This is a genomic window from uncultured Sneathiella sp. (assembly GCF_963973085.1).
Classification (GTDB): Bacteria; Pseudomonadota; Alphaproteobacteria; order Sneathiellales; family Sneathiellaceae; genus Sneathiella.
Genome location: NZ_CAXAXA010000004.1, coordinates 189,717 through 202,063, shown reverse-complemented (window position 1 = coordinate 202,063; position 12,347 = coordinate 189,717). Strand labels below are relative to the sequence as shown.

Genomic DNA, 12,347 nt, shown 5'->3' with positions numbered 1-12,347 from the left:
CCTTAATTGTTTACAATACCATCCGTAACGGCCTCTAGGTCGAACGCCGCTTTCATAAGTGCCTTTGTATAGTCTGTTTCAGGATTGTCAAAGATTTGTGCAGACGAGCCTTGCTCGACAATCTTGCCGTTGCGCATAACGATAACACTGTCAGCGATGGCGCGGACAACTTTCAGGTCATGACTGATAAACAGATAAGTCAGGTTATGCCGGTTCTGCAGGTCTCGCAAGAGATCGACAATTTGCGCCTGGACCGACATATCCAATGCCGACGTTGGTTCATCCAGCACAATGAATTTCGGTTTCAGGATGAGCGCGCGGGCAATGGCTATGCGTTGCCGCTGTCCGCCGGAAAATTCATGAGGATAGCGGTCTTGCGCTTCTGGCGGAATACCGACTTCCTTCAGAATTTCTGAAATTCGCTCTCGTCGCTCCAGTCGATCGCCGCGGCCCTCATGGACGATTACGCCCTCCTCAATGATCTGTCCTACGGAAAGACGCGGACTGAGGCTGGAATAGGGATCCTGAAAAACAATCTGCATTTCAGAACGCAATGGCCGCAGCTCCTTCCACGTAAGTTGCTGGATGGGATTGCCGTTGAACAGAATCGTTCCCTCAGAAGAGGTCAGTTTTAACAACGCAAGGCCAAGCGTTGATTTGCCTGAGCCACTCTCTCCGACAATCCCGACGGTATGCCCCTGTTTGACCGACAGTGAAATGTCGTCCACTGCGCGGACATAATCAACGGTCCGTTTCAGCAGCCCTTTTTTGATCGGGAAGTAGACTTTCAGGTTTTTACAAGAAACGACATCGGGCAGGGCATCGTTCTTGCGCAGGGGAAGCCCTTTCGGTTCGGCTTCTAGCAGCATTTTTGTATAGGCGTGGCGCGGTCGACGAAATAATTCAGCCGCGGAGTTTGCCTCGACGATCTCGCCATCAGTCATGACACAAACGTCCTTAGCCATCTTTCGGACAATGCCAAGGTCGTGTGTAATCAGCAATATTGCCATGCCGAGTCGCTTTTGCAGATCCAGCAGAAGTTCCAGTATCTGGGCCTGGATTGTCACGTCGAGAGCGGTCGTTGGCTCGTCCGCGATGAGCAGGTCCGGCTCATTGGCAAGCGCCATAGCGATCATTACGCGCTGACGCTGACCACCGGATAATTGATGTGGATAGGCATTGAGACGCTCGTCAATCGCGTCAAGTCCGACCATATCCAGCAGTTCCCGAACACGCACCGAGGCTTCTTTCTGGCTCATCCCCTTATGGACGAGCAAAGTCTCGTTAATTTGCTTTTCAATCGTATGCAGCGGATTGAGCGATGTCATTGGCTCCTGAAAGATCATCGAAACTTGATTGCCACGAAATTTCCGCATTTCCTTTTGCGGTCGTCCGACAACCTCCTGCCCTTTGATTTTGATGGAGCCTTTCGGATGTTTGGCGAGTGGGTAGGGCAGAAGCTGGAGGATACTGAGTGCGGTCACGGATTTGCCCGATCCGCTCTCCCCGACAAGGGCCATAGTCTCACCCTTCTCAATATTAAAGGTGACGCCTTTAACGGCCGGAATGTCTTTTCCGTCGGACTTAAAGGTAACCCAAAGATCGTTAATCTCAACTAGCGCCATTACTGGAATGTCTTTCTTGGATCAAACGCATCTCGGATTCCTTCCTGCATAAAAAAGGCAAGGGTCAGCATGATCGACAGCGTCAAGAAGGCCGTGATACCGAGCCAGGGCGCCTGCAGGTTGGCCTTGCCCTGCGCGAGCAACTCCCCGAGAGAGGGAGAGCCCGGCGGCAGGCCGAGGCCCAGAAAATCAAGGGACGTCAGGCTGACAATGGAGCCGGTCAGGATAAAGGGCAGGAAGGTGAGAGCGGAGACCATGGAATTTGGCAACAGATGCTTGAACATGATGACTCTGTCGCGCACACCGAGGGCGCGGGCGGCGCGTACATAATCGAAATTGCGGGAGCGCAGAAACTCTGCCCTTACAACACCGACAAGACTTGGCCAACTGAATAAAAGAAGCAGCACAAGCAGGATCAGGAAACTCGGTTCAATAAGGGCGGCAAGAATGATCAGGATATAGAGACTAGGCATTCCACCCCAGATTTCGAGGAGCCGCTGGAATATCAAGTCTACCCAACCGCCGAAATATCCCTGAACGGCGCCAGCGGACACACCGATAATGGAGCTGAAAATCGTCAGGATTACGCCGAACGCGACAGAAATGCGATATCCGTAGATAACCCTGGCCAGTACATCGCGTCCCTGATCATCGGTCCCAAGCCAGTTCTCCGCATCGGGCGGCGACGGCGCGGGAGAGGTGAGATCATAGTTGATGGTCGAATAGCTATAGCGGATGAGCGGCCAGATCTGCCAGCCATCTTCGTTGATTAGATCGGCGACGAAGGGATCGCGATAGTCGGCCTCGGTTTCGAAGTCGCCGCCGAAGGCTGTTTCTGGATAGGCAATAAGAAAAGGGAAATAAAGCTGATCCTTGTATGAGACGACGAGCGGTTTGTCATTGGCGATGACTTCCGCGAAAAGTGATATCATGAAAAGAAGGACAAAAAGGACCATCGACCAGTAGCCGCGACGATTGGCCTTGAAGTTCTTCAGCCGACGCTGATTAATGGCAGAAAGCTGCATGAGTTAAGCCTCCCGCGCTTCGAAATCGATCCGCGGATCAACGAGCGTATAGGTCAGGTCGCCCACCAGATTCATGATCAAGCCGAGTAAGGCGAATACATAGACAGTGGCGAAGATAACAGGATAATCGCGATTGATTGCGGCTTCAAAACCAAGAAGACCCAAACCATCAAGACTAAAGATCACCTCGATCAGGAGCGAGCCGGTGAACAGGATTCCAATAAAGGCGCTTGGAAAACCGGCGATTACAATCAGCATGGCGTTTCGGAAGACATGGCCATAAAGCACCCGCCGCTCACTGAGGCCCTTGGCGCGGGCGGTGAGCACATATTGCTGGCTGATCTGATCGAGAAAGGAATTTTTAGTGAGCTGGGTGAGAGCCGCGAAGCCGCCGATCACCAGCGCTGTCACCGGCAATGCTATGTGCCAAAGATAGTCCGTAACCTTGCCGAAGGTACTCAGCTGCTCCCAGTTTTCCGACGTCAGGCCGCGCAGCGGGAACCAGTTGAAATAGGAACCGCCCGCGAACAGCACGATCAGCGCGACGGCAAACAGAAAGCTCGGGATGGCGTTGCCGACAATCACCAGGCTGCTGGTCCAGATATCGAATTTCGTACCATCGCGCACCGCTTTGGCAATGCCGAGCGGGATAGAAATAAGATAGACCAGAAGCGTCGTCCAAAGCCCGATGGATATGGAAACGGGCAGCTTCTCAATGACCAGATTAACGACGCTTTCATCGCGGAAATAGCTCGTGCCGAAATCGAACATCAGGTAATTTTTCATCATCAGGAAGAAGCGTTCGTAGGCCGGCTTGTCAAAACCGAACTGGACTTCCAGCTCCTTGATGAATTCCGGATCGAGCCCTTGCGCGCCACGATAGGCACTCTCCGAGCCCAATGACGAAGAAGAGGAGCCGCCGCCGGTGTCGCCTGTCCCGCTGCCACCGATGCGGGCGGTGGCGCCAACTGCCGTTCCCTGAATTTCTGCGATGATTTGCTCGATCGGGCCGCCGGGAGCGAACTGGATAACCACGAAATTGAGAACCATGATGCCAAATAATGTCGGTATCATGAGCAGGACACGTCTCAATATATAGGCTAACAATGACTACTCCTTTGTCCGCAGGTTCAAAACTAATTACCCCGACGGGTGGCCAGTTCCTCGGCTTTGGTCTGATCATACCACCAGCTTTGCAGAACCGCACGATCAAAACCCGGCTTTTGTGACGCTGGGCGGCCAAACTTGTCCCAATAGGCGATAAAGTGACTGCTCTTGTACCATTGCGGTATGAAATAGTAGTTCCACATCAGTACCCGGTCGAGCGCGCGCGCGGCTGTGACGAGTTCGCTCCGGGACTGAGCTTCGATAATTTTCTCGATCAGGGCATCGACAGCCGGATTTTGGATGCCCGCGATATTCAGCCCGCCAGTGACATCGGCGGAGGAAGATCCCCACCAGTCACGCTGCTCCACGCCTGGCACCTGAGGCTGGGGGAAACGCCGGACAACAATATCGAAATCAAATTCCCGGACCCGGTTTTGCCAGCTGGCGCTATCAATGACGCGGACCGATGCGTCAATCCCGGCCCGCTTCAGATTGGCGACATAGGGGTTTATCACGCGGGTAAAGGATTGTTCATAAAGGAGAAATTCGACCTTCATTTGCTGGCCCGCTGCATTCACCAGCTTCTTGCCCTGAACGGTCCAGCCAGCCTGCTTGAAAAGCTCCAGGGCCGAGCGGATTTGGGTTCGAATATTCCCGGAGCCATCGGTCCTGGAAGGCGTGAATTCTTCGGTAAAAACCGCATCTGGCAGCAGATCCTTATAGGGCGTTAGGAGGTCAAGTTCAGCCGGTGAGGGCAGACCCGTCGCCCTCATGTCAGAATTCTCAAAAACCGAGCCCAGCCGGTCATAGAGCCCGTAAAAGAGGTTCCGGTTCGTCCATTCATAATCAAACAGCAATCCAAATGCCTCCCGCGCCTTGATGTTATCGAACGGTGGTCGGCGGCTGTTCATGAAGAACGCCTGCAATCCGGTCAGCTTGGCGTCCTCCAGCACGTCCTGTTTGATAAAACCCTGTTTGACCGCGGGCTTGCTTTCATATTCCGTCGCCCAGCTCCGTGACGTGAATTCCTCGCGAAAATCATACTCACCGGCAAAAAAGGCTTCCAGGGCGATGGTCCGGTCCCGATAATAATCCACCTGGATCACATCGAAATTAAACCGGCCGCGATGGACCGGCAGATTTTCCGCCCAATGGTTTTTGACCCGCTCGTAGGTGATGGAGCGCCCCGGACTAACGCGGGCGAGTTCGTAGGGACCGGAGCCTAGAAGCGGCTCCATGGTGGTGACAGCGAAGTCACGCGTCTCAAATGATGCCTTCGAGAGGATGGGCATGACCGCTACCTGATAGGGCAGATCCCGGGTCAGCGCGCCCTTGCGGAATTCAAAACGTATTTTTTGAGGATCCAGCACTGTCGCGGCGATAATATCGCGATACAGCAGTCCATATCTCGGGTGCCCCTTTTCCTTTAGGGCGTTAAACGTGAACGCCACATCCTCGGCTGTGATAGGCGAATCATCATGAAATCGTGCCTCGGGGCGGAGGGTAAACTCCACCCATTGGCCCTGATCATCAAGGGTCACGCTTTTTGCAAGCAGGCCGTATACGGCAACGGGTTCGTCATATGACGGGGTCATCAATTGGGTGAAATTAAAGTAGAGATCGCCGCCCTTGTCACCGTTCACGACCGCCGGATTGCCCTTCAGCAAGAACGGGTTGACGGTATCGAAGCTGTCAAGGTCGCGGAGTTTGATCGTGCCGCCTTTGGGCGCGTCCGGATTAACATAGTCGAAATGGTTGAAATCAGGGCCGTATTTCAAGTCTCCGAAAGGGGAAAGACCATAACTTGTCTTGGGTTCGGCGGTTGCCCCGGTGCCCAGCATTAAAAGAATAGCGACAAGTGGTGCGACCGTCTTTTTCATCCCGACTCTCCCCTCCCGCGGTACGTTCTACTGCTTTTGCCGTATTTTCTTGATATCCTCTTGCAGCTGCCGTTCTTTTTCCGGATCGACCCACCAGCTCAGGATATCCGGTCCTTGCGACGGATTGACATCCGTATGACCGAACTTGTTCCAATAGGCGATGCGGTCATAGGCGGCATGAAATTGCGGGATGACATAGAAATTCCAGGTCAGAACCCTGTCGAGCGCCCGAACGGCAGGGATCAGATCGTCATATGTCGGTGCGGCAATCAGATTTTCGATCAATGCGTCAATCACCGGGCTGTCGATGCCCATGACGTTGCGGCTTCCGGGACGCTTGCCCGCCGCGCTGCCCCAGAATTCTCGCTGCTCATTGCCGGGGCTGATGGACTGGCCGAAGCCGGAGGTGGTGATGTCAAAATCATAGTTGCGCAGCCGTTCGGTATATTGCGCCGTATCGACAACACGCGAAGAGGCATCAATCCCCAGCTTTTTCAAATTCTTGATCATGGGACCTGTGATCCGCAGGCTGTTGGGATCATACATCAGGAATTCGATGGTAAGCGGGTTTCCCGTTTTTGGATCGATGAGCTTGCCATTTTTGATTTCCCATCCCGCATCGGCGAGAATTTTACGCGCCGCGCGAAGGGGCGCGCGGTCCTGGCCGGAACCGTCGGTCACCGGCGCCTGATAGGCGGGGCCGAATACACGGGGCGGCAATTGATCGCGGTACGGCTCCAATATCGCGAGTTCCTCTTTTGACGGCTCGCCGGTTGCCGCCATCACGGAATTTTCGAAGAAGCTGTTGGTCCGGCTATACTGATCATAAAAAATATTGCGGTTCAGCCACTCGAAATCGAAGGCGTAGGTCAACGCCTCTCGCAGGGCCGGGTCCTGGAATTTTTCACGCCGAAGATTAAACGCATAGCCTTGCATACCGGCGGAACGCTCATTTGGTATTTCCTCCAGGATGACAAGCCCCGCTTTGACAGCCGGAAAGTCATATCCTGTCGCCCAATTTTTGGCGCTGTTTTCCGACCTGTAGTCATACTCGCCAGCCTTGAACGCTTCCAGCAGGACCGCCGTATCGCGGTAAAAATCATAGCGGAGTGTACCAAAATTATATCGGCCCAAATTGATCGGCAGGTCGGCGCCCCAGTAGTCGGGCACCCGTTCATAGGTGATATAGCGATTGGCTTCAAAGTCCTTCACGCGGTAAGGGCCCGAGCCAAGGATTGGGGTAAGGGTGGTTTCCTCGAAATTAGCATTCTCGAAATATTTTTCGGACAAGACGGGCAGGAGTTGACCGACGATTTGCGGCAGTTCCCGGTTTGGCGGCCCCGAGAAATTGAACTTGATACGATGATCGTCCAGTTTTTCGGCGGATTCCACATCCGCGTAATAATAACGAAAGAGGGGCGTGCCCTTTTCCTTCACGGCAGCCAAGCTGAAGATCAGGTCATCGGCGGTAATCGGCGTGCCATCATGAAAGCGGGCTTCGGGACGCAGGTTAAAAATCGCAAAAGAAAGGTCTTCGGCGACTTCCACGGTTTCAGCAACCAGCCCATATTCTGCGCTTGGATCATCAAAGGACTGGGTCATCAGGGTCTCGAACGTCAGCCCGAGTCCGTTTGCTGCCTGTCCTTTGGAAATATAGGGGTTCAGGTTATCGAAGCCGCCAACGGCAGACAGTTTGACGTCGCCTCCTTTGGGCGCATTGGGGTTTACATAATCAAGATGCGTAAAGTCCGGACCATATTTCAAGGGGCCTGCCAGCGACAATCCATGGCTTTTGATCGTTTTGACCTCATCGGCGCTTGCAGACAAGGGCAGGCTTATTAAAAAAAATGCGGCGACGGCTGATCTAACGAATCCCATAAATGTCCTCACTTGATTGCGCTTGTCTCGGCTCATTTTCCAAGATGGGAGGTTAACCCGGCGACATCAAGGAGAAAAGGCGTTTCAAATCTCGTTTGGGTTATTCTAGTATTTTAACGGCTTGCGAATGAAGGCCACTATCGCCAGTGGCAAGGGCATAGCCGGGATTAGAAAGGGTCAAGGGGTTCCCACTCCAGTCGGTCATTTTCCCCCCTGCATTTTCGACAATCGGGACAAGGGCGCAATAGTCAAAGGTCTTCATATCGCAGTCGGCTATGACGTCGACAAAGCCCAGTGACAGCAGTCCATAGGCATAGCAATCATATCCGAAGCGCTTTCTCTTTACGGCGCCATAAAGTCGCCGAAAACGCTGCTCATGGCTTCCTTGCATTAATTCAGCCCCCCAGGCAAAAAGGGTTGCCCCGTTGAGTTGCGCGCATTCGCGGGTCGAAATTGGGGAGCCGTTGAGTGTTGAGGTTCCATTCGCACCAACCCAGCGTTCATTTGAGATGGGCTGGTTCAGAATTCCCATAATGGGTACGCCATTTCGAGTAAGCGCAATCAGCGTCCCGAATGTCGGGCTGCCGGAAATAAAGGAAAGCGTGCCGTCTATGGGATCCAGAACCCAGACATATTCTGCGTCGGTTCGCACCTCTCCATGCTCTTCGCCGATAATCCCATGTTCCGGAAAAGCGGCCTCGACAAGGTTTCGCATTGCCGTTTCGGCATCTCGATCCGCAATCGTAACCGGACTGCTGTCAGACTTACCGATGATGTCGATCTTTTGCCGGAAGTAGGGACGGATCACGTCACCTGCGGCATCTGCCATCTGATGCGCAAGGTCAATAAATTCTTGCGGGCAATCCTTGTTCACGAAAGCCGCACGTTAAATTATTCAGCAGGCGGCAGAGGAACGTCGCTCTTTCCAAGGGTTCTGAGATAGGCAATCAGGTCTGCCCGATCTTCGTCTTTTTTGATTCCGGCGAATGACATCTTCGTGCCCTTGATAAAATCGCGCGGTTTGGTCAGAAAGAGATTCAGATCATTATATCCCCAGTCGCCACCCTTCTCCACCAACGCATCGGAGTAACTAAATCCGTCGTGAGCACCCTTGGGACTGTTCAGGACTCCGTATAAGTTCGGACCAATCTTGTTGGGGCCGCCTTGTTCAACAGTGTGACAGGCAGCGCACTTCTTAAATACCGCCTCACCTTCGGCTGGATCAGCGGAAGCGAGTAATTCACCAATCGAAGGTCCGGCAACCACATCATTGGAGGCAACTTCCGAGCTGGCAACATCACCTGTATCAATGGCGTAGGCGGTTTCCTCCGGGTATGTCGGATGAACTGCAAGCGTCGCAACTTCATTGATGACCATAATGATTAAGACGCCCGCAAGAACGGCGGCGGCAATTTTGTTGAACTCAAAAGTATTCATTGCTGACCTCAGCTATCAAACCTGCCGGTACATTTACCAGCCGCGATAAAAAAAAGCGAGGGGAAATTAACCGCTTTCTCATGTGGAGCGCAAGACGTATATATGCCCGTAGCGGTTAAAATTAACGTTTGGAACCTAACTTGATGGGTACTTCGACACTAAAACCATTGATTGTCATTCCAGCGCGAATGGCCTCCACTCGATTGCCGGGGAAGCCGCTCGCCGATATTGCCGGATTGCCGATGATTGTTCAGGTGCTCCGCCGGGCGGAAGAAGCTGATATAGGCCCAGCTATTGTAGCCTGTGGGGAAGAGGAGATCGCCGCTGCCGTAAAAGACGCGGGCGGAAATGCAATCCTGACCCGATCAGATCATCCTTCTGGGTCCGATCGGGTGTTCGAGGCGGTGAAAAAATTCGATCCTGATGGAATCTACAATGCCATTGTTAATCTCCAGGGGGATTTGCCCGCGCTTGAGCCTGCTGCCATTGCTGCTGTGTTTCAGCCGCTTCAAAATGTCGCAGTCGATATTGCGACTCTTGTCGCTGAAATTACAGATCCGGAGGAACTGGAGGACGAAAACGCGGTTAAGGCTGTTGTCTCGCTAAAGCAGGACGAGAGGATCGGGCGTGCCCTATGGTTCAGCCGCCTGAAATCGCCATGGGGACCAGGGCCGCACTATCATCACATAGGGTTATATACTTATCGCCGGGCGGCGTTGGAACGGTTCGTCGCACTGCCGCCAGCACCTCTGGAACAGAGGGAGCGGCTTGAACAGTTGCGGGCACTTGAAAACGGTATGCGGATTGATGCCGCTGTCGTTGACACGGTTCCCCTTGGTGTTGATACTCCCGAAGACTTGGCACGTATCCGCCGTATGTTTGTTTCCTGAAAATTTGAGAATGTAAAGATGTCTGAAATCGAGCCTGAAAATCGTATCACCTTTCAGGGTGTCCCTGGGGCCTATGGTCACCTTTCTTGCAGTACAGTCTATCCGGATATGGAAGCCATTGCCTGCGATACCTTTGCAGATGCGCTGACCATTGTTCGGGACGGAGAGGCTTCAATAGCCATGATTCCCATTGAAAATTCCCTTGGGGGGCGGGTGGCCGATATTCATCATTTGCTCCCGGAATCAGGCCTTTATATCATTGGGGAGCATTTTCAGCCGGTAATGCATCAGCTCCTTGGTGTGGCTGGAGCCACTCTTTCTGATGTCAAGGCTGTTCATAGTCATGAGCAAGCGCTTTCCCAATGTCGCGGCTTGATCCGTGACCTTGGAATTGAACCGATAATCCATGCCGATACAGCCGGATCCGCGAAAATGATTACGGAACTCGGTGACAAGTCGCAGGCATCAATCGCTTCCAGCCTTGCCGGGGAGATATATGGTCTTGATGTGTTGCGGGACCGGGTCGAAGATCGCATTGGTAACACGACGCGCTTCATTATCATGTCGCGACAGCGTCAGGACCCGGACCCAAAGGAGGGGAGCTGCATGACCAGTTTCGTATTTCAGGTCCGAAGCCAGCCAGCCGCGCTTTACAAGGCGCTTGGCGGCTTTGCAACAAATGGGATCAACGTGACGAAGCTGGAAAGCTATATCACCGACGCGAGTTTCGAGGCTGCTCAGTTCTACATCGATATAGAAGGACACCCTGAAGAGGCCCGGGTGGCCCGGGCAATCGAAGAATTGCAGTTTTTCTCGGCAAAACTTAAAATTCTTGGTGTATATCCCGCTAATCCTTACCGTCGGCAGTATGGCACCTGATTCGCCTTGATTGAGGCGTCCGGATTGAATATAAGCAGGCGCAACTTGTTACACCTTACTGAGGTCCACACGCCAAAAGTGGATAAAAACAGAAATGTTAAAGAAATACACAGCTGAAATGGCCCGTCTTAATTCTGGCCAAAGAATTTTTCTGCTAACAGGCATTCTCGCCATGGCGGCTGTTGTAACGGCTTCCAATATCCTCGTCGAATATCCGGTCAATGACTGGTTGACCTGGGGTGCGCTTTCCTACCCCATAGCCTTTCTGGTGACTGATATTACGAACCGCACGCTGGGTGTGCGGTTGGCCCGGGAAGTTGTCTTCGTCGGCTTTATTGTTGCCGTTATCATGTCGATCCTGATCGCGGACCCGCGCATCGCGGTTGCATCCGGAACGGCCTTTTTGATTGCTCAGTTGCTGGATGTGACAATTTTTGACCGTCTCCGGCGTCAAAGCTGGTGGAAGGCGCCGGTCGCCTCGTCGATCATTGCGTCGTCCGTTGATACAGTGATTTTCTTTGTGCTCGCATTCGCCGGAACCGGTCTTCCATGGCACACTTGGGCGATTGGTGACTATGGCGCAAAGCTGATAATGGTTGCCGTCCTGATTTTGCCGTTTCGCGGCCTCATCAGAATTACCGACCCGCTTACGCTTGCACCGGCGTCCCGCTAACCACGCAGGCTAAACTAGTCTACCCAGACCTTTGCCAGTTGATGGGCAAGGGCAATCGGACCACCCATACGCAGTCCGGTGGGCTTGGTGCTTTGTTCCAGCATGCCGCGCACCTGATCGCGGGTGAACCACCTTGCGTCGTGAAGCTCTGTCTTATCAACGATGATCTCTTCATTGAGCGCCTCGCCGAAACAGCCGATCATTAGGGAAGAGGGGAAGGGCCAGGGCTGTGACTGGTGATAGCGAACATCCCCAACGTTAATGCCGGATTCTTCCAAAACTTCCCGCCGAACCCCCTGCTCAATGGTTTCACCGGGTTCAATGAATCCTGCCAGACAGGAGTAAAAATCCGACGGAAAGTTTATACCCTGTCCCAAAAGACATTTGTTGCCATGGGTTACCATCATGATAGCAACCGGATCCGTTCTCGGGAAATGTGTTGCCTTGCAGGCAGACTCTTCGCATATGCGGGAATAACCTGCTTCCTGGGAATGGGTTGCGGCGCCGCAAACCGCGCAGAAACCGTGCCGGTTATGCCAGTCGATCATGGATCGCGCCTGCGCCAAAGCGCCCGCTTCTCCTGAGCTAAGTTGCGGCGCGATTGAGCGAACATCGATAAACTTACCCCAATCGGAATTAGGCGGACGCTTGGGGTTTTCAATTGCCGAAACATCTATCGCGAAATGGCAGGCGTTATCCTCGATCCCGAGAAAAATAAAGGGCGCGCCAGCGTCAATAAATTCACGCACATCGTCCACACCACGCCAGTCTATGGCGGCATTGCCAGCAAGACTAACCAGGGCTTTCAATTGGTGCATTGGCAAGAACCGGCTGCTCGGATCTTTTAGCTTTTCCGTGACCCAGTTTGGATCTGTGCGGAGGTGGGATGCGCGGTCGAAGCGGCCGCCAGCGAAGACAATCGGTTTTTTCATGAGCGGCAGATTGTCACAAGT

General features: G+C 53.3%; 11 protein-coding genes. 3 read left to right on the top strand and 8 right to left on the bottom strand.

Annotated elements, in window-relative coordinates; all coding sequences use genetic code 11:
- Positions 1 to 2: 2 nt before the first annotated feature.
- The 7 genes from AACZ19_RS11670 to AACZ19_RS11640 all read right to left on the bottom strand — a co-directional run bounded on the left by AACZ19_RS11670 (position 3) and on the right by AACZ19_RS11640 (position 8,952).
- Positions 3 to 1,625 (bottom strand): ABC transporter ATP-binding protein, encoded by a 1,623-nt coding sequence (locus tag AACZ19_RS11670; RefSeq protein WP_339634112.1) that lies wholly within the window; start codon positions 1,623 to 1,625, stop codon positions 3 to 5.
- On the bottom strand, positions 1,625 to 2,650 hold the full coding sequence (locus AACZ19_RS11665) for an ABC transporter permease (protein WP_339634111.1): 1,026 nt from the start codon (positions 2,648 to 2,650) through the stop codon (positions 1,625 to 1,627). The genes AACZ19_RS11670 and AACZ19_RS11665 overlap by 1 nt, the downstream gene beginning before the upstream one ends.
- A 3-nt stretch (positions 2,651 to 2,653) precedes the next feature.
- A complete protein-coding gene (locus AACZ19_RS11660) occupies positions 2,654 to 3,757 on the bottom strand; it encodes a microcin C ABC transporter permease YejB (RefSeq protein ID WP_339634109.1) in 1,104 nt (367 codons plus the stop codon).
- 29 nt (positions 3,758 to 3,786) lie between these two features.
- Entirely contained in the window at positions 3,787 to 5,637 is a 1,851-nt protein-coding gene (locus AACZ19_RS11655) for an extracellular solute-binding protein (protein WP_339634107.1), read from the bottom strand.
- A gap of 27 nt (positions 5,638 to 5,664) precedes the next feature.
- Positions 5,665 to 7,515, bottom strand: coding sequence for an extracellular solute-binding protein (locus tag AACZ19_RS11650; RefSeq protein ID WP_339634105.1), 1,851 nt, complete (start codon positions 7,513 to 7,515; stop codon positions 5,665 to 5,667).
- Between the two features lie 100 nt (positions 7,516 to 7,615).
- Positions 7,616 to 8,389 (bottom strand): histidinol-phosphatase, encoded by a 774-nt coding sequence (gene hisN / locus AACZ19_RS11645; protein ID WP_339634103.1) that lies wholly within the window; start codon positions 8,387 to 8,389, stop codon positions 7,616 to 7,618.
- Between the two features lie 17 nt (positions 8,390 to 8,406).
- The gene (locus AACZ19_RS11640) at positions 8,407 to 8,952 is read right to left on the bottom strand and encodes a cytochrome c family protein (protein WP_339634100.1); all 546 of its coding nucleotides are present in this window, start codon (positions 8,950 to 8,952) and stop codon (positions 8,407 to 8,409) included.
- 143 nt (positions 8,953 to 9,095) lie between these two features.
- On the opposite strand from AACZ19_RS11640, the gene AACZ19_RS11635 reads away from it, so the two are divergent.
- The 3 genes from AACZ19_RS11635 to AACZ19_RS11625 all read left to right on the top strand — a co-directional run bounded on the left by AACZ19_RS11635 (position 9,096) and on the right by AACZ19_RS11625 (position 11,394).
- On the top strand, positions 9,096 to 9,842 hold the full coding sequence (locus tag AACZ19_RS11635) for a 3-deoxy-manno-octulosonate cytidylyltransferase (RefSeq protein ID WP_339634098.1): 747 nt from the start codon (positions 9,096 to 9,098) through the stop codon (positions 9,840 to 9,842).
- Between the two features lie 18 nt (positions 9,843 to 9,860).
- Positions 9,861 to 10,721, top strand: coding sequence for a prephenate dehydratase (locus AACZ19_RS11630; protein ID WP_339634096.1), 861 nt, complete (start codon positions 9,861 to 9,863; stop codon positions 10,719 to 10,721).
- A 172-nt stretch (positions 10,722 to 10,893) separates the two neighbouring features.
- Entirely contained in the window at positions 10,894 to 11,394 is a 501-nt protein-coding gene (locus AACZ19_RS11625) for a queuosine precursor transporter (protein WP_339634094.1), read from the top strand.
- 14 nt (positions 11,395 to 11,408) lie between these two features.
- Here the strand turns inward: AACZ19_RS11625 and nudC are convergent, their stop codons facing one another.
- The gene (gene nudC, locus AACZ19_RS11620; RefSeq protein ID WP_339634092.1) at positions 11,409 to 12,326 is read right to left on the bottom strand and encodes an NAD(+) diphosphatase; all 918 of its coding nucleotides are present in this window, start codon (positions 12,324 to 12,326) and stop codon (positions 11,409 to 11,411) included.
- Positions 12,327 to 12,347 lie beyond the last annotated feature (21 nt).